Here is a 23,435-nt window from a genome sequence, read left to right as displayed (position 1 = left end):
ACGTGACGGGTGAATCGGCCGCTGGTGTCGACCCTAGCCCTGCGCAATTGGGTTGACAATAGTCACACGCTGGCGTGTTGCCAGGCGTAGCATCCCGTGCTATGGCACCCGTCTCGCCCACTGTCGCGCGTTGGGAGCTGGTGCTGCGTCTTCGCGACTTGCGTGAGCAGCGTGGCTTCGATTCGGCGACCTTCGCCAAGCGGATCGGCTTCACCCCGGCGAACTGGTCGCACGTGGAGAAGGGCAGGCGGGTACTCACCGGCAACACCATCGGTCCCGTGCTCGAACTGCTCGAGGTGACCGCCGAGGAGCGCACCGAACTGCTCGCCCTGCTGGACGCCAGCAAACAGCGCGGCTGGTGGGCCAAGTCCACCGCGCTGATCGGCCCCGAACTACAGCGGCTGTACGGCATGGAGCACGGCGCGCAGAGCATCCGCAGCTACGACAGCCTGATCGTGCCGGGCTTGCTGCAGACCGAGGCGTATGCCCGCGCGCTCATCTGCGCCGACGTGATGATCCGTCCCGTGCAGGTGGACCAGCTGGTATCGATTCGCATGCGCCGCCAGGAACGGTTGCGCGGCTCGGACCGCGTCGAGCTCACCGCCGTCATCGGCGAGGCCGCGCTGTTGCAGCAGACCGGCGGACCTGCCGTGCTGCATGGCCAGCTCGAACATTTGGCCAAGCTGATCGACGAGCTGGACAGCGTCGAGGTGCGCGTCATCCCGTTTTCCGCGACCGCGGGCGCGACCCTCGGCGGGTGCAGCTTCCACCTGATCGACTTCGCGGGCGTGCAGCTGCCCACCTTCGGCTGGGCCGAGAGCGCGGTGTTCGGCGGAGCGGTCGACGACCCCGATCTGGTGCGCGATCTGGGCTTCGCGTACCTGCGCGCACTGGAGCAATCGCTGACCCGTGACGAATCATTGGCCCTGATCAGGCGGCACGCGCTCGGGTAAAATCCTGCCCATGGCCACCACCGCTAGCCCCCAGCCGGGCTCCACCGGCTGGTTCACGTCGAGCCGATCCAACAACGGCAACCAATGCGTCGAGGTCCGGTTCGACGGTGATGCGGTGCTCATCCGTGACAGCAAATACCGCCGCAACCCGGCCAACCGCCCCGCCGAAGAGCCCATCATCACCGTCACCGCGAGCGCATGGACGTCGTTCCTGACCTTGCTCAACAGTGGACGGACACACACCGACCTGCTCGTTCACACCGCCGCGGACGGCACCACCACGCTCCGCCACGGCGACCTCACCCTCATCTACACCCCCGAAGAGTGGGAAGCCTTCCTCGCCGGCGCGCACGACGGCGAGTTCGACCGCATCATCCTGCCCGCATGATCACCCACCCCCGGTCGCAGGCGCGGCCGGGGGTTCACTCTGCGTGAACGGCCGCGTCCACGGCGGTTACCGCCTCGCGCGCTCGCGCCGGATCGGCATACTGGAGATCGTGACTTCCGAACCGATCAGCGTCTCCGGCCTCGACCTGTCCCATCTCGACGCCTCCGTCCGGGTGCAGGACGACCTGTTCGTGCATGTCAACGGCAAATGGCTGGACGACTATCAGATCCCGGCCGACCGCGCGGTCGACGGAGCTTTCCGTGCGCTGTACGACCAGGCCGAGCTGGACGTCAAGGCCATCATCCAGAACGCCGCGGCCCAAAAGGCCGAGCCGGGTAGCGACGCGCGCAAGATCGGTGATCTGTACTCCAGCTTCATGGACACCGAGACCGTCGCCGCCGCCGGTCTCGCGCCGATCTCCGCCGAACTCGCCGCCGTGCACGAGGTCGCCGACCGCGGCGCCTTTGCCGCGCTGCTCGGGCGGCTACAGCGCACCGGCGTCGGCGGGGCGGTCGGCGTCTACGTCGACACCGACGACAAGGACTCCAGCCGCTACCTGGTGCACGCGGGCCAGTCCGGCATCGGCCTGCCCGACGAGTCCTATTACCGCCAGGACGAATTCGCCGAGATCCGCGCGAAGTACATCGCGCACATCGGCCGCATGTTCGCGCTGGCCGCGGCCGACCCGCGCATCGCCGCGTTGCTGCCGGACGATCTGGACACGGTCGGGCAGCGGGTGTTCGAGCTGGAGCGCAAGCTGGCCGCGGGCCACTGGGACGTGGTCCGCCGCCGCGACGCCGAACTGAGCTACAACCTCACCTCTTTCGATGCGCTCGTCGCCGAGAACCCCGAGTTCGACTGGGCCGCATGGACTTCGGCCCTCGCCGAGGGTACGGGCAAGCAGGCCGGCGAGCTGTTCGCCGAAGTGGTGGTGCGTCAGCCCTCCTACCTGCGCACCTTCGCGCAGACCTGGGCCGAGCAGGACCCGGCCGACTGGCAGGCGTGGGCCGCGTGGCGCGTCTTGCGTTCGCGCGCACCGTATCTCACCGACGAGGTGGTCGAGGAGAACTTCGACTTCTACGGCCGCACCCTGACCGGCGCGCAGGAGAACCGTGAGCGCTGGAAGCGCGGCGTCTCCCTGGTGCAGGAGCTGCTCGGCGAGTCGGTCGGCAAACTGTATGTGGCCGAGCACTTTCCGCCCGAGGCGAAGGCGCGGATGGTCGAGCTGGTCGCCAACCTCCAGGAGGCGTACCGCCGCAACATCTCCGAGCTGGAGTGGATGGGGCAGGACACCAGGAAGGCGGCGCTGGCCAAACTGGAGAAGTTCACCCCGAAGATCGGCTATCCGGAGCGCTGGCGCGATTACTCCGCCGTGGTGATCGATCCCGCCGACTTGGTCGGCAACTACCGCAGCGGTTACGCGGCCGAGCACGACCGCGATCTGAAGAAGCTGGGCGGGCCGGTCGATCGCGACGAATGGTTCATGACCCCGCAGACGGTGAACGCCTACTACAACCCGGGCATGAACGAGATCGTCTTCCCCGCGGCGATTCTGCGGCCGCCGTTCTTCGACATGAACGCCGACGACGCGGCCAACTACGGCGGCATCGGCGCGGTGATCGGTCACGAGATCGGTCACGGCTTCGACGATCAGGGCGCCAAGTACGACGGCGACGGCAACATGATCGACTGGTGGACCGACGCCGATCGCGCCGAATTCGCCAAGCGCACCAAGGCGTTGATCGATCAGTACAGCGTGCTCTCCCCCAAGGACCTGCCCGACGAGCACACCGTCAACGGCGAATTCACCATCGGCGAGAACATCGGCGATCTCGGCGGTCTCTCCATCGCCTTGGAGGCGTACAAGATCTCGCTGAACGGCGCCGAGCCCCCTGTCATCGACGGTCTCACCGGTTTGCAGCGCGTCTTCTACGGTTGGGCCCAGGTCTGGCGCACCAAGGCTCGTTCCGAAGAGGCCATCCGCCGCCTGGCCGTCGACCCCCACTCCCCGCCCGAATTCCGCTGCAATGCCGTCGTCCGCAACATCGACAGCTTCCACGAAGCCTTCGACGTCCGCCCCGGCGACGCCCTCTACCTGGAACCCGCGGAACGCGTGAAGATCTGGTGATCCTCGGCGAAACCGGTTCAGCGGAGGCGGGATTCGGTTTCGGGGTCGAAGAAGAAGAGCTCGTCGGGCTTGGGACGTAGGTGGAGCGGATCGCCGAGGGCGATCCGGAAGCGACGGTCGACGCGGGCCACCACCGTGCCGGTACGGCTGCGCCAGTCCTCGGAGGTGCCGTGGCTGTAGACGAAGGATTCGGCGCCGAGTTCTTCGAGGATTTCCGCGGTGACGGTGAGGCCGGTCGCGGGGTCGGCGGTGACTTCCCAGGATTCGGGTCGGACGCCGACGATGACGCGCCCGCCGGCCTGCACGCTGCGCGGCAACGGGATCCGGAGATTGTCGAGCACCGCGGCGCCGTCGCGCACGGGCGCTTCGAGCAGGTTCATGCCGGGCGAGCCGATGAAGCCCGCGACGAAGGTGTTGACCGGGTCGTCGTAGAGCGCGCGCGGGGCGGCGATCTGCTGCAGCCTGCCCTCGCGAAGCACGGCGACCCGGTCGCCCATGGTCATGGCCTCCACCTGGTCGTGGGTGACGTAGACGGTGGTGGTGCCGAGACGCTTCTGCAAGGTGGCGATCTGGGATCGGGTGCTCACCCGCAGTTTGGCATCCAGGTTGGACAGCGGCTCGTCCATGCAGAAGACCTGCGGCCTGCGCACGATGGCCCGCCCCATGGCGACGCGCTGGCGTTGTCCGCCGGAGAGCTTGGCGGGCTTGCGGTCCAGCAGATCGTCCAGCTCCAGCAGTCTGGCGGCCTCCTTGACCCGGACGGCGGCCTCGGCCTTGTCCACCCCGGCGTTGCGCAGCGCGAATCCCATGTTCTGCGCGACGGTCATGTTCGGGTAGAGCGCGTAGCTCTGGAACACCATGGCCACGTCGCGCGCCCGCGGCGGCAGGCCGGTGACGTCGCGGCCGCCGATCAGAATGCGCCCGCTCTCCACCGCTTCCAGTCCCGCCAGCATCCGCAGACTGGTGGACTTGCCGCAGCCCGACGGCCCGACGAGGACCAGGAACTCCCCGTCGTCGATCTCGAGCTCCAAGTCGTCGACAGCGGGCGAAGGCGCACCGGAATACCGGTGGGTCACCCGGTCGAAATGCACCGTCGCCATGCTGTCGTCTCCTCGTGTCGTCGCGGGAACTTACTTGGGTAGCTTGGGCGTGATCTGGCGGTCGACGATCGTCTGCAACTGCTGCTCGACGTTCGCGAAAGCAGTTGCCGGATCGGCATTCTGAAGTCCGATTTGCTCCAATCCTGTTCCGATGATCTGATCGCCACCCGGCACGAACACGCGCGCGTAATCCTGCGACTTGGTCAGCGGCAGTTGCTCGATCGCGACCTTCGCGTTCAAATTCTCGGCTAGGAAGCGCTGCTCGCTCGGGTCGTTCACGGCCGATTTCCGTACCGGCATGTATCCGGTGTTCTGCGAGAAATATGCGGTGCTCTCGGCATTGGTGATGAACTCGATGAACCTGAGCGCGTTGACTTTTCGCTCGTCCGAGATTCGCGCCGGGATGGCGAGTCCGGCGCCGCCGGTGGTGACGCCGGGTCCGTTGGGATGCGGCAGGAAGGCGGTGCCGAAACTCAGTTTGCCCTCGGCGTTCTTCTTTATCCCGCGCAGATCACCGGTGGAGGCGATGGTCGAGGCGATCACGCCGGCGCCGAAATCGACCGCGATCTGCGGCTTGATGCCCGCGTATCTCTTCGTGTGGATCATCTCGCGCAGGAAGTTGCCCGCCGCGATGGTGCCAGGCTCGGTGAACTTCAGGGTCCAGCCGTCGGAGTACGCGCCGCCGAAGGTCCAGTTCGGGCCCTGGAAGGTCCAGGCGAGGTAGTTCTTCGCATCGCCCCAGCCGTGCGCGAGTTTGCCCTCGCCGACGATGGATTGGATCCGCGGACCCCACTCGTCGAACTCCGGCCAGCTCTCCGGACCGCGATCCGGCAGTCCGGCCTTGGCCCAGACGTCCTTGTTGTAATAGAAAAGCGGCGTCGATCTGGCGTAGGGCAGCGCGTAGTGCTTGCCGTCGAACAGGTAGTCGGCCGCCAGCGAATCGACGTAGTCGTCCAGTCGCACTCCGGCGTCGCCGAAGTGCTTGTCGAGGGGTTCGATGGTGCCGTTCAGCGCGTAGTTGAACCACCAGACATCCGAGAGCACAACCACATCCGGCAGCGCGCCGCCGGAAAGTGCCGCGTTGAACTTCTGCGACACCTCCTCGTAGTTCTTGCCCGCGTCGACCAGGTCGACCCGCAGGTCAGGGTGCTTGGCGTGGAACCGATCGATCAGCTCCAGCTCGAATTCCTTCGATGTGCCCGGATGATTCGACCAGAAGGTGATGGTGTTCGCGTCTCCGCCCTGGTCACCCCCGCCGCCGGTGCCCGCGCATGCGGTCAGTGCCACTCCCGCGGCGGCCGCGCCCGCGAGTCCGATGAATCCGCGCCGGGACAGCCCGGGGAACTGTGCTGCGGTCACGTGATTCCTCACTTTCCGACGGATCTACCCGTCAACCCTTGACCGCACCGGAGGTGAGGCCCTTGATCATGTGGCGTTGCAGCAGCAGGAACACGACGAGGATCGGCAGCATGGTGAGCACCGTCCCCGCCATCACCGGCCCCCAATTGGTGACGCTCGGGTTCTCGGTGTTCTGCAACAGCGTCAGGCCGACCGGCAGCGTCGCGACGTGCGTGTCGTCGGCCATCAGGAACGGCCACAGGTATTCGTTCCACTCGTTGACCAGCGTGACCACCGCGAACGCGACCATCGTCGGCCCCGACATCGGCAGCACCACCCGGGTGAGCAGCCGCCACCAATTGGCGCCGTCCATGCGGGCCGCCTCGATGATTTCCGAGGGCAGCGAGAGAAAGTGGTTGCGCATCAGGAAGGTTCCGAACGCGACACCGCAGAGCGGCACGATGATGCCCTGAAAGGTGTTGCGCCATCCCAACTGTGCGACGAGTGCGTAATTGGAGATGACCGTGATCTGGTTCGGCACCATGAGCGCCGCGATGATCAGCAGGAAGATCACCGTCTTGCCCGGGAAGCGAAGGAACACCAGGCCGTAGGCGCTCAGCACGCCGAGCACGAACTTCACCGCGGCGATGATCCCGGTGACGAGCAGCGAATTGCGTAAGAAGGTCCAGAACGGCAGTGCTGTGGTGGCCTCGGCGTAGTTCTCCGGATGCCAGCTGTGCGGCCAGTACACGGCGGGTTGGGTGTAGATGTCGGGGCGCGCCTTGAACGAGGTGATGACGATCCAGAACAGCGGGACGCCGACGACGGCGAGCACGCACAGCATGGCCACGTAGCCGAGCAAGGTCACCGCCCGCTGTCGTCTGCGGTACGAAAGTGTCTGCGGACCTGGGTATTTCATCGCTCATCGGGTTTCATTGCTCGCCCCGATCCATCACGCGCACCTGGATCAGCGTGACGACCAGCAGCACCAGGAACATGATGGTGGCGACGGTCGCGCCGTATCCGGCCCGGAAATTGCGGAACGATTCCTGGTAGACCTGGTAGACCATGGTCGTCGTGCCGGTGCCGAGCGGCCCGCCGCGCGTCATCACGTTGATGATGTCGAAGACCTGCAGCGAGTTCAGCAGCACCGTGATGGACAGGAAGAACGTGGTCGGGCGCAGTTGCGGGAGCAGCACTTCGGTGAACATGGTCCACCGGCTCGCGCCGTCGATCTCCGCGGCTTCCATCAGATCGGCTCGCACGCCCTGCAAGGCGGCCAGGTAGATGACGAAGGCGTAGCCGAGGTTCTTCCAGATGTAGGTGACCGTCACCATGAACAGCGCCCAGTTCGGGTCCTGGTAGAAATCCGGCACCTCGTCGACGCCGATGCGATGCAGCAGATCCTGGACCAGCCCGAAACTGGGATCGAAGACGAACTGGAAAGCCACCCCGATGGCGGCGCCCGAGATGACGAACGGCGCGAAGACCGCCGAGCGGACCACGTTGCGGCCGAACAGCTTCCGATCGAGCAGTAGCGCGAGCGCCAACCCGAGCGCCATGCTGCCCACTACCGCGGTCAGCGTGAAAACCACCGTGTTGGTGACGACTTCCCAGGAATCGGCGCGGCTCCACCACTCCCGGTAGTTCTCGAAGCCGATGTAGTGGGCCACCGGATCGGAGATGTTCCAGTCGGTGAAGGAGAGCCGGATGTTGTCGACCAGCGGCCGGTAGACGAACAGCGTCAGCAGCGCCAGGTTCGGCGCGACGAGCACGAGGAACAGCCCGTAGTCCTGCCACGGCTTGCCACGAAACCCCGTGCCGCGGGGTTGCGGTAGCACTCGCTCCGGCCGTGTGCGCACGGCGGAGACTTTACGACGCGCGCAGCAAATGTTCGGTGAACGCCGCCCGGCGGCATGCTGAACATTCGACCAGTTCGCGTGACGGCGTCGAACCGCGATTCGTGAGCAGCTATTCGGCGGGGAAAACGCGCGCGGATAACGAAAACGCCGACCGCGCGGTAATGCGCGGTCGGCGTTTTCTGGCTGCTATTACCCGGGAATCAGTTCCAGTCGCCCAGGCCGTCGCGGGAGTTCAGTGTTCCGCCATCGGTGTTCTGCACGATGACCGGATCGCCCTTCTGCGCGTTCTCGAAGAACCAGCGGGCGTCCTCGGTGCTCACGTTCAGGCAGCCGTGGCTGACGTTCGACACGCCCTGCTGACCCACCGACCACGGGGCGGCGTGCACGAAGATGCCGCTGTTGGAGATGCGGGTGGCGTACTCGACCTCGAGCTTGTAGCCCTCGGGCGCGTCGACCGGCACGCCGTAGGTCGAGGAATCCATGATCATCTTGCGGTTGCGCTCGCCGACGATGTAGATGCCGTTCGGGGTCTCGTGCTTGGGCTTGCCCATCGAGGTCGGCATTTCCTTCACCACCTCGCCGTTGCGGGTGACGGTGATGGTCTTCGTGACGTCGTCGGCGGTGGTGATCAGCGCGTCGCCGATGCGGAACGAGCTGGTCGTGCCGCCCGCCACCACGGTCACGTCGGTGTTGTCCGGCCAGAAGTCGTTCGGCCGCCAGCGCACCTGCCGGTCGCTGAACCAGTAGAAGTGGCCCGGCGCGTCCTTCGATGAGGTGACCTTGATCGCGTTCTCGGCGGTGTCCCGGTCGGTCACCGGCTCCTGGAAGGTGATGATGATCGGCTGCGCGACGCCGACCGTCTCGCCGTCGGCGATGTTGATGTTCGGGGGTGCGAAGTTGGCCTGCGGAGCGGGATCGGTAGCCGCGGCCGCCGATCCCGCACCGAATCCGGGAAGGCTCGGCTCGGCCTGAGCGGGAGCGACGATCATGGCACCGGCCGCCGCGATCGCCGCGGACAAGAGGACGCCCCGCCGAATGCGGCGGGCTAGCCGGTTTTCCTCACGGAAACTCGACAGCGACCTTTTGTTCGAAGCGGCTTGCATAGGTATTCGTCCATTCCAGCCCTCGCGCGCGCGTACGCGAGCGAGGTGTCTCATCGGTTTGGTGCTCGTGCGTTCGCGATCCAAGTCGCGAGTCCATCGGAGCTGCCACGGGTATTGCCGAGGGCCTGCGAAGCGCCCCACGGGCATGACGGCCCGACCCCATTCATTGATACCGGTTCGACACCACAGGAAGCCACTGCTGATATCCGATTATTCGTCTGAACGGTCGAATGTGGCCTGGAACACATAAGCCGTTGACAGTCAGCGCCTTTCGATAAACGACCCGGTCAGGTGTGAAACCGGGGCGTCGGAGCGGCAACCTGCGGTCCATCCGGTTTTGCGCAAGCTAAAACGTATTGGTGACGTAAATCACTCGACGACGTCGAAGGGAATCGAGCGATGCGGCCCGGTCGCGATGTTGTGCGGCACCGACAGCGGGGCCCGTCCGCGCGCGTAGCGCGACGGCAGCGCGAGCCGGACGCGGCGGAGCAACGTGGCCAGCACGATGCGCAGTTCGTAGTCGGCGAGGCTCGCGCCGACACAGCGCCGATGTCCACCACCGTAGGGTGCGAGCTCGAAAGGACCGTAGCGGCGGTCGAGGAATCGTTCGGGCCGGAACCGTGCGGCGTCGACCCAGGTGTCCGGATCGGAGTGCAGCAGGGGCAGCGCGAGGCCCATCGTGTCACCCGCCGGCACGCGCACACCACGCAGCGTGACGGGCTCGGTCACCCGGCGCAGCACGATCGGCACCGGCGGATGCAAGCGCAATGTCTCCTGGCAGACGGCATCGAGATAGGGCAACCCTGCGAGATCGGTGGGCGAATCACCCGCCGCGCCCAGTTCGGCGCGCAGCCTGCGCAGTGCCTCGGGTGCGCGGTGCAAGTGGTAGAGCGCCCAGACCAGGCTGGTCGCGGTGGTCTCGTGCCCGGCGACGAGCAGCGTGCGCAGCTGATCGCCGAGTTCGGCGTCGGTGGGGGCGGTTCCGTCGTCGTAGCGGGTGCTCAGCAGCAGGCCGAGGATGTCGGAGTCGTCTTGGCGCGCGGTGCCTTTGCGCTCGGCGAGATCGGCCTGGATCAGCCGGTCCAGGTGTTCGCGCGCCACGACGAACCGATCCCACGGCGCGCGACCGAAGGCGCCGCGACGCAGCGCGGGCGCCAGCAGCAGCGGGCCGGAGAAGGCGGTGAGGAACTCGGTGATCGCGGCGGTGTACGCGATTCGTCGCTCGCCGGCGCGCACCCCGAAGACCGCCTCCATGATCACCCGCAGCGTGATCGAGCGCGCCACGGCGCGCGAATCGATCCGCGTCCCCGGTCGCCACGACGTGGCGCCGCCGTCGATCTCGTCGAGCGTCGCGGCCTCGATCAGCTCGCCGTAGGCGCGAATCCGCGCGCCGTGGAAGGCGGGCGCGAGCAGGGTTCGATCGCGCCGGTGCCTCGCGCCCGAGGTCAGGATGAGCGAGGCCGGTCCCACCAGCGGCTCGATGGGATTCGGCCGCGGTGGTTCGAGCAGATTCGCCTGCGCGCGGAACAGTTCTCGCGCGCCGTCCGGTGTCCCGGTGAACAGCACCGCGCCGAAGCCGGGGAAGCGGACGTAGAACGGGTCCCCCGCGCGCGCCCGCCGCCAGCGGAAATACCGTTCGAAGTCCAGCCCGGCGGCGAGCGCGTGCAACGGGAACAGCCGCGGCGGGGCGGGCGCGGCGGTCTCGATCGGCATGCCCTTACCTACGAGTCACCCGCGGTGGCGGTTCGACCGGAGAGATCAGAGCAATGTGCCCCAGCGCCCGAACGGCGTCGCGAGGCAGGAAACGCCGGTGGCCGCGTTCCACGCGAAGGCCGCCGAGCCGAGGCACACTACGGTGCCCTCCTCGGTGCTTACCTGTGCGCGTGATCCTTCGAAGGCGATCGACAACGCGATGGTCCTGCCGTCGCCAGGGTCGGAACCCTCGATCGAGGTGAGCGCGATCGCGTCGGGGCCGACGCCGATCGCGACCGGAATACCGCCCGCGCCTTCGCTCGCTCCGACGCCGCCCGCCGCGCCGATGCCGAGCGCGGTGGCTCCGGAGGTTGCGCGGGCGTAACCGACGCCGTCGAAACCGGCCGAACGTGCTTGCCCGAGCGTCTCGGCGGTGGCCCGGCACCCGGTGCGACCATCGATGACGGTGATGTCGGCGTCGTGATCCGAACTGCAATGCACATCGGTTGCCCACGCGACGGCGGGGAGTGCGAACGAGGCACCGACCGCGGCGGTCGAGCAGATGAGTGCGCTGATCAGCTTCACGGTCAACCCCTTTCGCACCGTAGGGCCCACCATACCCAGCCGGTCGCCGCCGGAGCCGGGCCGCTGCACGCCCCCTTCGGTGTGCCCACCGAGCGTCTTTCGACTCGACTACCGCATCGCTGATGGTGTATGCATGGCGTGATATTTGAAGATCAGATCGTCAACTTCGGATTCTTACGGGGGTGTGAGTTCGGAGCGTTACAGCTCGGGAGGACTGTACGTGTCTCGTCAACTGCTATCCGGCATCGCGCTCGCGGTCGGAACAGCCGCCGCCGTATTCGCCCTCGTGGCCTGTAGCTCGACGATCAGCGGCACCGCGCAGCCCGCGGTGGACAGCGGGACCATCGACGCCGTCAACACCAGCACCCCGAAGACCTCCGCGCCGAGGACGAGCGCCAGGCCCACCTCCGGCAGGCCGACTCCGACCGGCGGCAACACCGATTTCGAGGCCTCCATCGGCGATTGCGTCACCCTCGGCGGCACCACGACCAACGCCACCATCGCGAAGGCCTCTTGCGGAAGCCGGGCAGCGAACTACAAGGTCATCGGCAAGACGGCGACCAGCTCGGGCTGCCCGGCCGACCGCGACAACTACTATGCCGAGACCATCAACGGCGTGCAGCAGGGCGCGCTGTGCCTCGACATCGACTGGGTGGTCGGCGGATGCATGGACGTCGGCGGCGACGACCCGAAGCGGATCGACTGCACCGAGCGCGGCACCCAGGGCGTACGCGTGACCAACATCAAGACCGGCGCGACCGACGCGAGTGTCTGCGACAGCGGCATCGGCTTCGAGTACTCCGAGCGCCGCTTCGTGGTCTGTGTCGAGGAGCTGTAACTCGCACTAGGTTGGACCGGTGACCACCGCCCGAGAGTTGCCCCGGCTGCATTCGACGACCGGGCGGTGGATCCTGCTGGCGACCATCCTCGGTTCCTCGGTCGCCTCGCTGGACGCCACCGTCGTCAACATCGCGCTGCCGCGCATCGGAGAGTCCCTCGATACCGACGTGGCCGGTCTGCAGTGGACGCTCAACGGCTACACACTGACGCTGGCCTCGTTCATCCTGCTCGGCGGCTCGCTCGGCGACAAGCTCGGCAGGCGCAAGGTCTTCGTCTGGGGCGCGGTCGGTTTCGCGGTCGCCTCGGTGTTGTGCGGCGCGGCCGTGAACATCGAGATGCTCGTTGCGGCGCGGGTGCTCCAAGGCGTGGCGGGGGCGATGCTGACGCCGGGCAGCCTGGCGCTGATCTCCGCCTCGCTCGACGAGCGCGATCGAGGGGCGGCGATCGGGCTGTGGTCCGGTTTCGGCGGCGTGGCAGGCGCGATCGGGCCCTTCCTCGGCGGCTGGCTGATCGACTGGGTCGGCTGGCAGTCCATCTTCTTCATCAACGTGCCGCTGGTCGCGGTGGTCGTGGCCGTCGCGCTGCGGCACGTGCCGGAGAGCGTCGACCCCAACGCCGTCGCGCGGCTCGACGTCCCTGGCGCGGTGGTGGTCGCGCTGGCGCTCGGCGCGCTGACCTTCGGTCTGATCGACGCGATGCCCCTGCTCGCCGCGTCGGGCGTGCTGCTGCTCGCGGTGTTCGTGGTGATCGAGCTGCGCAGCGACCATCCGCTGGTGCCGCCCGCGCTCTTCCGTTCGCGGGTGTTCACCGCGGCGAACCTGGTGACGCTGGCCGTCTACGCCGCGCTCGGCGGCGTCTTCTTCCTGCTCGTGATGGAACTCCAGCTGGTGGCGGGCTATTCGCCGTTGCTGTCCGGGCTGGCCACGGTGCCGATCACGCTGATCATGCTGGCGCTGTCCGCGCCCGCCGGTCGTTGGGCTCAGACGCACGGGCCGCGCATTCCGATGACGCTCGGACCGTTGCTCGCCGCCGCGGGGCTGGTGCTGCTGCTCCGCATCGGACCCGATGCCGGATACCTCGGCGACGTGCTGCCCGGCGTGGTGGTCTTCGGGCTCGGTCTCTCCGTGCTCGTCGCTCCGCTCACCGGCGCCGTACTCGGCGCGGTGCCCGCGTCCGAGGCCGGAATCGCCTCCGGGGTGAACAACGCCGTGGCCAGGACCGCGCAACTGCTCGCGGTCGCGGCGCTGCCGGGGATGGCAGGCATCTCCGGTTCTCTCACCGACCCGGCCGCGTTCGACGAAGGTTTCGAGACCGCCATGTGGATCTGCTCGGCGCTGTTGGTCGTCGGCGCGCTGATCGCCGCCGTGCTGTTGCGTCCGCAGCGCCGCGCGCCGGATCCGGAGAGTGTCGAGTGCCTGCCGCAGTGCGCCGTGGCGGGTCCCGCGGTCGCACCGCCGCGCACGCTCGTCGGCGACCCATCGCACGGCAGCGCTGAAGCCTCCTAGAAGCGCCATAGAGACGAAGAAGGGGAGCGGGTGATGTCGCCCGCTCCCCACAGCACGTACGTGACCGATCAGATCGGCATGAAGCCGGAGCCGGGACCGCCCCGCGCGTTGAGGTCGTTCATGATCGCACTCATGTTGGTGCCGACCTCGGGACCGAAACAGGCGATGGCCAGGTAGGCGTTCACCATGCCGACCAGGGTGGTGCCAACGACCACGGGAGCGCCGGAGTCACCCTCGACGACGCACATCTGGGACCAGGTCTCGACATTGGTGCCGAACACGTCGCCCCACGCGATGCCGCAGGTGTTGCCGGTGGTGCGGCCTTCCTTGCAGACGATCATCGGGAACTGGGCCGGGGCGCCGATGCCGGTGATGGTGACATTGCCGACCCGGTTGACCGGGGTGATCGCGCCCGGATCGAACTCGATGACGGCGTAGTCCAGCTCGGAGTTGGAGTAGACGAAGCGACCGATCTGACCGGCGCCGCGATCGGTCTCGGAGTACACCTTCGCCCCCGCGTCGCCGCAGTGTCCCGCGGTCAGTCCGACGAGTCTGCCCGCGCTGTCGTGACCCACCGTGGTGACGGTGCACTCGAACATGTTGTCGATGATGATGCCGGATCCGCCCCCGATCACCGGCGGCGCGGCAGCCGCGGGGCCCGCGCCCGTCCCGAGCAGCGCCGCGCCGAGGGCGACGGCGAAGACGGCGTTGCTGGCCGCCTTGACGAGTTTGCTGAACATGTCCCTCCAGATGTCGGAAGCCCGCACGATATCAATCTGTCGCACCCATCGTGTCAGTATTCGGTCTCGGGCGCGTCTCGTACCGACGTTGCCGCGGAGGTGCCGCCGAATCGTAATCGCCATAGCAAATCTCTATTAAAGAGCTTTATTGGACGACACGCCCGATGTGTTTCTAATTCGGTAGAACTCATTGCGCAGGCATTCAAAACGAGGGTGGATTTTAGATGAATGATTTCCGCGTAATTGCTCGGAGATAGAACAGAAGCCCATATGACGGCACCTGAACTGTAACCTGTTCTAAAAGTTTGCCGCTTAATTTTGGTGCCGGAGACAAAGAAGTCGCGGCGTTCTCATGAGGTTTCCCCGAAGGTGACTCGTATCTATGACTGCAATCACATGAGGATGGTGTGTTCTGCACTACTCCGTAGTAAGGTGCGTCAAGCAAACAAGTCGTCGGGGTGAGCAACCGGCGTCGAGAGGGGTTAGGCAGTGCAGTCGACCAAGAGTCCTCCCACGGGATCACGGATAAGTGAAGCGGTCGATTGGACGAGGTCGTACTGGGAGGATCATCCCAAACGCTCACTGGAGACCTTCGGCCGACAGATCACGATGGGTATCGCCGCGGTGGCGGAACTGGTCATCGCCATCTTCCGTCGGCGGTTCCCCTTCGGTGAATTCGTGCGCCAGTGCGCCTTCATGGCCAATGTCGCCGCCGCCCCCACGCTGCTCGTCGCGATTCCCATCGGCGTCATCGTCTCGATTCAGGTCGGCGCCGTCGCCGGTCAGGTCGGCGCGACGTCGTTCATCGGCGCGGCCAACGGCCTCGGCATCATCCAGCAGGGCGCGCCGCTGGTCACCTCGATCATGATCGCGGGCGCTGTCGGATCCGCCATCTGCGCCGACCTCGGCTCGCGCACCATCCGCGAGGAGATCGACGCCATGAAGGTGATGGGCGTCGATCCGATGCGCCGCCTGGTCGCGCCGCGGCTCGGCGCCGCGATGCTGGTCAGCGTTCTGCTCTGCGGCTTCGTCGTCTTCGTCGGCTTCCTGACGGGCTACATCTTCAACATCTTCGCCCAGGGGGGCACGCCGGGTTCGTACGTCAGCACCTTCTCGTCGTTCGCCGTGACCCGCGACCTGCTGGTCGCGCTGGTGAAGTCGCTGATCTTCGGCCTGCTCGCCGCCATCATCGCGTGCGATACCGGGCTCAACACCCGCGGCGGCCCCGGCGGTGTCGCCAACTCGGTGAACTCGGCGGTGGTGAGCTCCGCGCTGATGCTCTTCGGCGTGAACCTCATCATCACCCAGGTCTACAACGCACTCTTCCCCCCACAGGTGGTCTGAGCCGGTGTCATCAACCTACGTACCGCCGCTGCTGCGGCCACTTCAGGGACTGAAGCGTTCCGCGCAGGCACCGGTCGATCTCGTCGCCCGGCTCGGGCATCAGGTGTTCTTCTTCCTGCGGTCCGTCGGCTCCATCCCGCTGGCGCTCAAGCAGTACCCCAAGGAAGTGTGGCGGCTGCTCTCCGACGTCACCTGGGGCAACGGCAACCTCGTCGTCGGTGGCGGCACCATCGGCGTCATCGTGATCCTGAGCGCGTTCGGCGGCATGACCGTCGGCATCCAGGGCTACACCTCGCTGAACCTGCTCGGCCTCAGCCCGATCACCGGCGCGATCTCCGCCTTCGCGACCACCCGCGAACTCGGTCCGCTGCTCGCCTCACTGGCCTTCGCCGCGCAGGCGGGCTGTCGATTCACCGCGCAGCTCGGCGCGATGCGCATCTCCGAGGAGATCGACGCGCTCGAGTCGGTGGCCATCCGGCCGCTGCCTTACCTGGTCAGCACCCGAATGTTCGCGGCGATCGTCGCGATCGTCCCGCTGTACTGCCTCGGCCTCGCCACCGCCTACCTCTCCTGCTCGCTGACCGTGCAGTTGGTCGGCGGCACCGCGAGCGGCACCTACGCGCACTACTTCTACCAGTTCCTGATACCGACCGACGTGCTGTATTCGCTGCTCAAAGCGATCATCTTCGTCGCGATCACCACCTTCATCCAGTGCTACTACGGCTTCTTCGCCTCCGGTGGCCCGGAAGGCGTGGGTGTCGCGGCGGGGCGCGCGATCAAGATGTGCATCATCCTGGTCGTCTTCGCGGACCTCTTCATGACGTTGGCGATCTGGGGGGTCAACCCCGGAATCCGGATCTCGGGGTAAGGGCCAGATGATCATCGATCCCAGTGGGCGCGGGCCCACGATGCGGCAATTGCTGATCGCGGGCGTGTGCGGACTCGTCGTGTTCGCGCTGGTGCTCGCCTTCCTGATGGCGCGCTACACCGGCTACTTCGTGCCCAAGGTGAACGTCGTCGCCAACCTGACCACCACCGGTGACGGCCTGCCGTCGGAAGCCGACGTGAAGTTCCGCGGCGTCCTGGTCGGCGCGGTGGACGAAGTCGAGGTCGCGGCGAAGGGCGAGCTGCAGAAGGTGCAGATCGAACTGAAGCCGGAGTACGCGGGCGACATCCCGTCCAACGTCACAGCGCGCGTGGTGCCGAGCAACCTGTTCGCCGTCACCTCCATCGAACTGGTCTTCAACGGACCGGCCGATACCTACCTGAAGGAAGGTTCGGTCATCGAGGAGGACCGCAGCAAGGGCACGATCGCGCTGCAGGACACGCTGACCACGGTCCGCAACATCCTGGACAAGATCGACCCGGTGCAGTTCGGCCGCGTTCTCGGCACCCTCTCCCAGGCGCTGGACGGCAGCGGGCGGATGCCTGGCTCGACCATCGAGCGGCTCGATCGCTGGGTGCTCGCCGTCGACGAGTCGATTCCGGATCTCGGCGTGCTGCTCGACGACTTCTCCGGCTCGTTCCACGCGCTGAACCAGTCGGCGCCCGAACTGCTCGACGTGCTCGGCAGCTCGGTGCAGACCGCGAGCACCATCGCCGATCGCCGCGACGAGCTCGTCGCGCTGATCACCGGAACCAGCGGCACCGTGGACACGGTGAACGCCCTGTTCGCCCGGAACCCCGATGTCGGCAAGCAGGTCACCGTCGGCACCGCCGACATGTTCGGCGCGCTGGCCGCCGACCCGGCGGCGATCACCAACACGCTGCTGAACCTGAGCGAGGCGACCAGGAAGATGAACACCACCTTCCACTGGGGTCCGCAGCAGCAGCAGGTCTGGAACGCGGGCATCACGCTGACGCCGTACACGCCGTACACGGTCGCGGACTGCCCCCGCTACGGCGAGATGGCAGGTCCCAGCTGCGCCACCGCGCCCGAGGTGAACGAGCTCCCTCCGCTGCCGGAGAACCTGCGGCCACGCGCGCTGGATTCGGCGGCCGGGCTGCCCCCGGTGGTGCCGATGCCCGGTCTGCCGCTGATCCCCGGCGTCACCATGCCCGATCCGGGCCGCGTCGTCGCCGACCTGCAAGGGAACGCGCAGCAGCCGTTCGCGGGCACGCCGCTCGAAGGACTGTTCCCGATGCTGCCCGGCCTGCCCGGCATCGCGCCCGCCCCCGCACCCGCGGCGGCGACACCGGCGGCGGCGCGCCCGATCTCCTATTCGGGTGACGCGGCGATCGAGCAGCTGCTCGGCCGCAAGCCGACCACCGCGGAGTACCTGCTGCTGAGTCCGATCTTGAAGGGCGGAACCTTGCAAGTGTCCGAAAAAGGTGCGGTCCGATGAGTATTCGAAAACCGCTGATCGGGTTCGGGCTCTTCGCGATCGTCTCGATCCTGGTGACGGTGGTCGTTTGGAACACGCTCGCACGCGTCGTCCCCGGCGACACCAAGACCTACTCCGCGACGTTCACCGACGTGCTCGGCCTCCGCGAGGGCGACGACGTGCGCATGGCCGGTGTCCGGGTCGGCAAGGTCGAGAAGATCGAGCTGGCTCGCGACGACCGGACCAAGGAGTCGGTCGCGCACGTGACGTTCATCGTCGAAAGCGACCAGACCCTCTACGACGACACCAAGGCGCTGGTCCGCTACCAGAACCTGATCGGCCAGCGCTACGTGGCGCTCGACCCCGGCCGCGCGTCCAACCCCGCGCCGCTGAAGAACAACGCGTCGATTCCGCTCGAGCGGACCGAGCCGTCGTTCGACGTGTCGGGTCTGCTCAACGGATTCCAGCCGCTGTTCCAGGTACTGCAGCCCGAGCAGGTGAACCGTCTCTCGGAGACGTTCATCCAGGCGCTGCAGGGCGACAACGTCTCGCTGAGCTCGTTCATCGTCCAGGCCGCCCAGCTCGCCACGGATTTCCAGCGCCGCGACGCGATCCTGTCCGACGTGATCGTCAACCTGTCCGGTGTGATGGCGGGCTTGGCCAAACGAGGTGATGAATTGGAGACCCTGGTGACACAAACCCGGGCCTTGATCGGCGGACTCTACGACCAGGGCCAGTCCCTGCTCGCGTCCACCGAGCAGATCGCGAGCGCGACCACGTCGCTGGTCGGCATGGTCGACAACATCCAGCCCAAGCTGCGGGCGGCGCAGAACTCCACCAGCGCCGCGCTGACGTTGCTGCTTAGCAACGGCGCCAAGCTGGATCAGGCCGCGATCGACCTGCCGAACGTCCTCGCGGCCGCGGGCAGGCACACATCGGAGGGCGGCTACGCCAACGCCTACCTGTGCGGTCTCGACGTCTCGCTGTACGGGGTGCTCTTCCCGCGCGGTCTGTTCTCGCAGATCGGCGGCAACTCGCACTCGGCGGTGTGCCGCCCATGATCGCGAAGATGAAGAACCGCTTCCAGAGCAACCGCTACTTCTGGCTCGGCGTCATCGGCGCCGTGCTGATCGTGGTGCTGCTGATGGCATCCAGCATCATCCGGATGATCGGCGTCGGTGAGCAGACCGTCGAGGCCGAGTTCGTGCAGGCGGCCGGCATCAAGGTCGGCGACAAGGTCAATGCCGCAGGCGTTCCGGTCGGCACGGTGACCGGCGCGAAGCTCGAGGGCAGCCACGTGCTGCTCACGATGAACGTCGAGAACAGCGTCGACCTCGGTCCCGACGCGCGCGCCTCGATCAAGATGGCCACCCTGCTCGGCGCCAGGTACGTCGATCTCGATCCGGGCGACGGTTCCGGACTGAAGGACAACCGGATCCGGCTGTCCAACACCGCGGTTCCGTACAACCTCGCCGACGTGGTGCAGATCGGCACCCCGAAGTTCGAGGCGCTCGACACCGCCAAGCTCGCCGAATCGCTGAACGTCATCAACGAGTCGATGAACGGCTCGCCCCACCTGACCGCACAGGCGCTGGACAGCGTCGGCGCGCTGGCCAAGGTGATCGACGCCCGCCGGGGCGAGGTCGACAAGCTGCTCAAGGACCTGGACCGGGTCACCCAGATCCTCGGCGACAACCGCAACAGCGTCCTGCTGGTGATCACCCAGGGCGAGGCGATCGCCAACCGGGTGATGGAACGGCAGGACCTGCTGCGTCAGCTGCTCGACAACATCGCGGCCCTGACCAAGCAGCTGCAGCAGATCGGCGCCGAGAACGAGGGTCAGCTCGGCCCGACCATCCAGCAGCTGAACACCATGGCCGAGGGCCTGCAGAAGAACAAGGACAACCTGGATCGCATGCTGTCGATCATGCCGCCGACGGTGCGCTACCTGGCGAACTCGTGGGGTGGCAGCGGCCCGTACGGCGACGTCGGTCTGCCGTGGCTGTTCCCGGACAACTGGTTGTGCTTCGCACAAGCTATCGAGGGGTGCCAGTGATGAAATTCGCCACCGCGGGCAAACTCAGGACCGCCGCGAAGCTGTTCGCGGTCAGCGCCGCCGCGCTGACGGTCGGAAGCTGCTCGCTGCTGCCCACCTCGGTGAACGACGCGCTCGGCGGCACCATGCACATCACCGCCGACTTCGAGAACATCGCGGGCATCTACGAGGGCAACCCGGTGACCGTGCTCGGTCTCCAGGTCGGCAAGGTCGACAAGATCGTGCCCAAGGGCGCCTTCGTCGAGGTCCACCTTTCTGTCGATTCGGGGGTGAAGATCCCGAAGAACGCCGAGGCGGCGATCGTTTCGCCGTCGATCGTCACCGATCGGCACATCGAGCTCACCCCGGTCTACACCGAGGGCGAGGCGATGAGCGATGGCACGCACCTGCCGAAGGCGCGCACCAGAACTCCGGTCGAGCTGGACACGATGATCAAGACCATCGACCAGTTCGCCGCCGCGCTCGCGCCGCAGGAAGGTTCCGAAGGGATCGGCCCGCTCTCCGGCCGGGTGCTCTACCCGATGCTGGACGGCAACGGCGTGAAGATGCGCGACACCCTCAACGCACTCTCCGGCGCGCTGAAGGTCGGCGTCGACAACAAGGACGCGATCTCCAACATCATCATCCAGCTCAACGAGCTGACCACGATGCTGGCCGAGAACGACCAATCCGTGCGCGATTTCAGCAACAAGGTCACGCAGCTGAGCGGTCTGCTCGCCGAGCAGGCGCCGGGCCTGCAGGCCACGCTCGAGCAGCTCAACGACTTCCTGGCCAACACGAGCACCACGCTCGCCCAGTACCAGGATCAGCTCGGGGGGAGCCTGACCGGGCTGACCAACGTCACCCAGCAGCTCAGGGACAACGCCTACGGCCTCACCGAGGTCGCCGACGTGGCCCCGATGGCGCTGCAGAACATCGACAGGATCGTCAACCGCGAGGGCCGCTACGTGCGCCTGCACGCGATCATCGGCACCGCGCTCAACGGCGAGGTCGTCGCCCTGTTCTGCGAGCGCATCCAGATGAAGGCCGACGGCTGCCGCACCGGAAACATGCAGGACTTCGGACCCGACTACGGGCTCACCGCCGCACTGCTCGGACTCACGAAATGACGTACCGCATGACGATAAAGGCACGCAGGGCGCTGGTCGCCATCGCGGCGGTGGCCGGGGTCGGCATCACCTCCGGCTGCGGTCTCACCGTGGAGGATCTGCCGCTGCCCAAGCCGGGGCAGGCGGAAGAGACCTACACCGTGCAGGCCGTTTTCGAGAACGCGCTGAACCTGCCCGACCAGGCGAAGGTGAAGATCGGCGGTTCGGATGTCGGTGTGGTCACCGACATCAAGACGAAGAACTTCCAGGCGGTCGTCGACCTGAGCATCCGCAGCGACATCGAGCTGCCCAAGGGCAGCACCGCCGAACTGCGCCAGGCCACCCCGCTCGGTGACGTGTTCGTCGCGCTGTCCAAGCCGAAGGTCGAACCGGGCGCGCCGATGATGCACGACGGCGACACCCTGACCATCGACGAGACCTCGGCGGGCGCCACCGTCGAGCAGCTGCTGATCTCGGTGTCCATGCTGTTCAACGGCGGTGGCATCGCCTCGCTCACCAAGCTGACCTCGGAACTGGATTCCATCGTCGGCGGGCGTGGACCGCAGGTCGCCCACCTGATCACCGAATTGACCGGCGTGGTCGGCAGTTTGAACGACAACACCGCCCGGGTCGACGCGGTGCTGAACCAGTTCAGCACGCTGGCCAACACTCTCGACTCGCGGCGCGCCGAACTGGGCCAGGTGGCCGACACGCTGCCCCAGATGATCGGCGCCATCGCCGAGAACAACCGGGCGATCGGTGAACTGCTGACCAAGATCTCGACCACCAGCGCCGCGCTCGGCGACTACGCCGACACCACCGGCGATCAGCTGGGCGTTCTGCTCGACAACACCCAGGCGTTGATGGACGCGATCGCTCGGACCGGCGACGACTTCGGCATTTTGATGGACCGTCTGCACGAAATCCGTCCGAAGGTGGACGCCACCTTCCGCGGCCGCAGCTTCGCCGTCTACGCCACCGCGACCAACCTCGACCTCAGCGCGCTGACCGATCCCCAGCACGGCAGGTTGCCGAACCTGGAAGACCTGCAGGACTTCGCGGGCAGCCTGATCCAGGTGCTGCAACTCGTGCAGCAGCGGGTGACGGGAGGTCACCGATGAGCGGGGTGTCGAAGATCTTCTCGAACAAGCTGATCCTCTCGGCGATCGGCCTGGTGATCGTGCTGTTCGTCGGCGCGTCCTACCTGCTGGTGAGCGTCATGCGGATCAACCCGCTGCGGTCCAGCTACACCGTGACGGTGAACCTGGACCGCTCCGGCGGTCTGCAGCCGGGCAACGACGTGACGCTGCGCGGCTACCGCGTCGGCAAGGTCACCTCGATCGAGCTGACCGATCGCGGGCAGGCCATCGCCGCAAGGGCCGAGATCGACAGCCGGTTCAAGATCCCGGTCGACACCGACGTGGCGGTGCAAGCTCTGTCCGCGGCCGGTGAGCAGTACATCGACTTCCGGCCCGGCACCGAGGACGGCCCGTTCCTCGCCGACGGCTCGGTGGTCCAGTTCGATCCGGAGACGGTCAAGACGCCGACCCCGGTGTGGTCGGTGCTGGACAACACCAGCGAGCTGATCGCCCAGATCGATCCGGACAAGTTCAGCGTCATCCTCGCCGAGCTGGACATCGCGCTCAGCGGCGGCCCCGATCAGCTGCGCGGCCTGGTCAACGGCATCAGCCTGGCCACGTCGGGTCTGGACTCGCTGCTGCCGCAGACAACCAGCCTGATCACCAACCTGCGCACCATCGCCGACACCACGTCGCACGCGCAGCCGGATCTGGCGACCCTGACCGCCAACTCCGGTGAGCTGTTCGCCCAGTTCAACGCCGCCAACGCGGAGCTGCAAAGCGTGCTGGACTCGGGCCCCGGCCAGCTGGAGAGCCTGGGCGCGGTGCTGGACAAAACGTCGGATCCGATCACCGGTCTCGCCACCAACTTCGTCGCCATCACCAAGGCCGCGCAGCTGCGCCTGCCCGCGCTGCGGGCGCTGTTCCCTTCGCTCGCGCTCGGCGCCGAGGCGCTCGGTATCCCGGCGCACGACAACGAGTTCCACGCGATCATCGACATCTGGCCCCGGCCTTACTGCACCTACAACACCCCGCAGATCCGTAACGAGGTCGTGCAGGACGGCTCCATCCCGAAGTGGAACTACTGCGTGAACCCGCCGCCGGGTCAGCAGATCCGCGGTGCGGCGAACGCCCCGCGGCCGGACGTGCCGAACAACGGCGCCCAGATGCCGCCGGGCGTGGATCCGAACGAGCGGACCCTACCCCCGGTGCGGTGAGTGTGCACCCGGGCCGCTGGCTGAGCCATCGGCCCGGCATACTCGCTGGTAGAACGCGTACGGTTCGCTCATGCGGACCGGCGAGCCGATACG

The 23,435-nt window shown here is 66.8% G+C and carries 21 protein-coding genes; 13 read left to right on the top strand and 8 right to left on the bottom strand.

Annotated features, from left to right (window positions below):
- Positions 1–101: 101 nt before the first annotated feature.
- From NX1_RS18695 to NX1_RS18685, 3 genes are all read left to right on the top strand, one after another.
- Entirely contained in the window at positions 102–953 is an 852-nt protein-coding gene (locus NX1_RS18695; protein WP_068060752.1) for a Scr1 family TA system antitoxin-like transcriptional regulator, read from the top strand.
- Between the two features lie 10 nt (positions 954–963).
- Entirely contained in the window at positions 964–1,341 is a 378-nt protein-coding gene (locus NX1_RS18690; protein WP_068060749.1) for a DUF397 domain-containing protein, read from the top strand.
- Positions 1,342–1,450: 109 nt separating this feature from the next.
- The gene (locus NX1_RS18685) at positions 1,451–3,469 is read left to right on the top strand and encodes a M13 family metallopeptidase (protein ID WP_157119839.1); all 2,019 of its coding nucleotides are present in this window, start codon (positions 1,451–1,453) and stop codon (positions 3,467–3,469) included.
- 17 nt (positions 3,470–3,486) lie between these two features.
- On the opposite strand, the gene NX1_RS18680 is transcribed toward NX1_RS18685, so the two are convergent.
- From NX1_RS18680 to NX1_RS18650, 7 genes are all read right to left on the bottom strand, one after another.
- Positions 3,487–4,569 (bottom strand): ABC transporter ATP-binding protein, encoded by a 1,083-nt coding sequence (locus NX1_RS18680; protein WP_068060746.1) that lies wholly within the window; start codon positions 4,567–4,569, stop codon positions 3,487–3,489.
- A 30-nt stretch (positions 4,570–4,599) separates the two neighbouring features.
- The gene (locus NX1_RS18675) at positions 4,600–5,928 is read right to left on the bottom strand and encodes an ABC transporter substrate-binding protein (protein WP_084501544.1); all 1,329 of its coding nucleotides are present in this window, start codon (positions 5,926–5,928) and stop codon (positions 4,600–4,602) included.
- 31 nt (positions 5,929–5,959) lie between these two features.
- Positions 5,960–6,826, bottom strand: coding sequence for a carbohydrate ABC transporter permease (locus NX1_RS18670; protein WP_068060743.1), 867 nt, complete (start codon positions 6,824–6,826; stop codon positions 5,960–5,962).
- 13 nt (positions 6,827–6,839) lie between these two features.
- Positions 6,840–7,769 (bottom strand): carbohydrate ABC transporter permease, encoded by a 930-nt coding sequence (locus tag NX1_RS18665; RefSeq protein WP_157119838.1) that lies wholly within the window; start codon positions 7,767–7,769, stop codon positions 6,840–6,842.
- Between the two features lie 200 nt (positions 7,770–7,969).
- A complete protein-coding gene (locus NX1_RS18660) occupies positions 7,970–8,872 on the bottom strand; it encodes a L,D-transpeptidase (protein WP_084501543.1) in 903 nt (300 codons plus the stop codon).
- 369 nt (positions 8,873–9,241) lie between these two features.
- A complete protein-coding gene (locus NX1_RS18655; RefSeq protein WP_068060740.1) occupies positions 9,242–10,585 on the bottom strand; it encodes a cytochrome P450 in 1,344 nt (447 codons plus the stop codon).
- A gap of 45 nt (positions 10,586–10,630) precedes the next feature.
- Positions 10,631–11,149, bottom strand: coding sequence for a DUF6764 family protein (locus NX1_RS18650; protein WP_068060847.1), 519 nt, complete (start codon positions 11,147–11,149; stop codon positions 10,631–10,633).
- Positions 11,150–11,369: 220 nt separating this feature from the next.
- Here NX1_RS18650 and lppU point away from each other — a divergent pair, with 220 nt between their 5' ends.
- Both lppU and NX1_RS18640 read left to right on the top strand, forming a co-directional pair.
- Positions 11,370–11,987, top strand: a complete 618-nt coding sequence (gene lppU, locus NX1_RS18645) for an LppU family putative lipoprotein (RefSeq protein WP_068060737.1) — start codon at positions 11,370–11,372, stop codon at positions 11,985–11,987.
- A 19-nt stretch (positions 11,988–12,006) separates the two neighbouring features.
- Positions 12,007–13,494, top strand: coding sequence for an MFS transporter (locus NX1_RS18640; RefSeq protein WP_068060732.1), 1,488 nt, complete (start codon positions 12,007–12,009; stop codon positions 13,492–13,494).
- 68 nt (positions 13,495–13,562) lie between these two features.
- Here NX1_RS18640 and NX1_RS18635 read toward each other — a convergent pair whose 3' ends face one another.
- Complete coding sequence (locus NX1_RS18635) at positions 13,563–14,234, bottom strand: S1 family peptidase (protein ID WP_068060724.1); 672 nt, start codon at positions 14,232–14,234, stop codon at positions 13,563–13,565.
- Between the two features lie 525 nt (positions 14,235–14,759).
- Between NX1_RS18635 and NX1_RS18630 the strand changes: the two genes are divergently transcribed.
- From NX1_RS18630 to NX1_RS18595, 8 genes are read left to right on the top strand one after another with little or no spacing between them, the layout of a single operon-like run.
- A complete protein-coding gene (locus NX1_RS18630; RefSeq protein ID WP_245668569.1) occupies positions 14,760–15,578 on the top strand; it encodes an MlaE family ABC transporter permease in 819 nt (272 codons plus the stop codon).
- Between the two features lie 4 nt (positions 15,579–15,582).
- Positions 15,583–16,446: an MlaE family ABC transporter permease gene (locus NX1_RS18625; RefSeq protein ID WP_068060715.1), complete on the top strand. Its 864-nt coding sequence runs from the start codon at positions 15,583–15,585 to the stop codon at positions 16,444–16,446.
- A 7-nt stretch (positions 16,447–16,453) separates the two neighbouring features.
- A complete protein-coding gene (locus NX1_RS18620) occupies positions 16,454–17,923 on the top strand; it encodes an MCE family protein (RefSeq protein ID WP_068060708.1) in 1,470 nt (489 codons plus the stop codon).
- Positions 17,920–18,963 (top strand): MCE family protein, encoded by a 1,044-nt coding sequence (locus NX1_RS18615; protein WP_068060706.1) that lies wholly within the window; start codon positions 17,920–17,922, stop codon positions 18,961–18,963. Before NX1_RS18620 ends, NX1_RS18615 begins: the two co-directional genes overlap by 4 nt.
- Positions 18,960–19,958, top strand: coding sequence for an MCE family protein (locus NX1_RS18610; RefSeq protein ID WP_068060703.1), 999 nt, complete (start codon positions 18,960–18,962; stop codon positions 19,956–19,958). Before NX1_RS18615 ends, NX1_RS18610 begins: the two co-directional genes overlap by 4 nt.
- On the top strand, positions 19,958–21,067 hold the full coding sequence (locus tag NX1_RS18605) for an MCE family protein (RefSeq protein ID WP_068060700.1): 1,110 nt from the start codon (positions 19,958–19,960) through the stop codon (positions 21,065–21,067). The genes NX1_RS18610 and NX1_RS18605 overlap by 1 nt, the downstream gene beginning before the upstream one ends.
- Positions 21,068–21,075: 8 nt before the next feature.
- Positions 21,076–22,167 (top strand): MlaD family protein, encoded by a 1,092-nt coding sequence (locus NX1_RS18600; RefSeq protein ID WP_068060844.1) that lies wholly within the window; start codon positions 21,076–21,078, stop codon positions 22,165–22,167.
- Complete coding sequence (locus NX1_RS18595; protein WP_068060698.1) at positions 22,164–23,342, top strand: MlaD family protein; 1,179 nt, start codon at positions 22,164–22,166, stop codon at positions 23,340–23,342. Before NX1_RS18600 ends, NX1_RS18595 begins: the two co-directional genes overlap by 4 nt.
- Positions 23,343–23,435 lie beyond the last annotated feature (93 nt).

It is taken from the genome of Nocardia xishanensis NBRC 101358 (assembly GCF_001613365.1).
Classification (GTDB): domain Bacteria; phylum Actinomycetota; class Actinomycetes; order Mycobacteriales; family Mycobacteriaceae; genus Nocardia; species Nocardia xishanensis.
This window is presented reverse-complemented; position numbering and strand designations above follow the sequence as displayed.

What these genes read in the sequence shown, in the direction of transcription:
- NX1_RS18680 (WP_068060746.1), bottom strand. Translation starts at nt 4,569, where the DNA reads ATGGCGACGGTGCATTTCGACCGGGTGACCCACCGGTATTCCGGTGCG.
- NX1_RS18615 (WP_068060706.1), top strand. Translation starts at nt 17,920, where the DNA reads ATGAGTATTCGAAAACCGCTGATCGGGTTCGGGCTCTTCGCGATCGTC.
- NX1_RS18655 (WP_068060740.1), bottom strand. Translation starts at nt 10,585, where the DNA reads ATGCCGATCGAGACCGCCGCGCCCGCCCCGCCGCGGCTGTTCCCGTTG.
- NX1_RS18635 (WP_068060724.1), bottom strand. Translation starts at nt 14,234, where the DNA reads ATGTTCAGCAAACTCGTCAAGGCGGCCAGCAACGCCGTCTTCGCCGTC.
- NX1_RS18690 (WP_068060749.1), top strand. Translation starts at nt 964, where the DNA reads ATGGCCACCACCGCTAGCCCCCAGCCGGGCTCCACCGGCTGGTTCACG.
- NX1_RS18660 (WP_084501543.1), bottom strand. Translation starts at nt 8,872, where the DNA reads ATGCAAGCCGCTTCGAACAAAAGGTCGCTGTCGAGTTTCCGTGAGGAA.
- NX1_RS18595 (WP_068060698.1), top strand. Translation starts at nt 22,164, where the DNA reads ATGAGCGGGGTGTCGAAGATCTTCTCGAACAAGCTGATCCTCTCGGCG.
- NX1_RS18610 (WP_068060703.1), top strand. Translation starts at nt 18,960, where the DNA reads ATGATCGCGAAGATGAAGAACCGCTTCCAGAGCAACCGCTACTTCTGG.
- NX1_RS18695 (WP_068060752.1), top strand. Translation starts at nt 102, where the DNA reads ATGGCACCCGTCTCGCCCACTGTCGCGCGTTGGGAGCTGGTGCTGCGT.
- NX1_RS18620 (WP_068060708.1), top strand. Translation starts at nt 16,454, where the DNA reads ATGATCATCGATCCCAGTGGGCGCGGGCCCACGATGCGGCAATTGCTG.
- NX1_RS18670 (WP_068060743.1), bottom strand. Translation starts at nt 6,826, where the DNA reads ATGAAATACCCAGGTCCGCAGACACTTTCGTACCGCAGACGACAGCGG.
- NX1_RS18605 (WP_068060700.1), top strand. Translation starts at nt 19,958, where the DNA reads ATGAAATTCGCCACCGCGGGCAAACTCAGGACCGCCGCGAAGCTGTTC.
- NX1_RS18600 (WP_068060844.1), top strand. Translation starts at nt 21,076, where the DNA reads ATGACGATAAAGGCACGCAGGGCGCTGGTCGCCATCGCGGCGGTGGCC.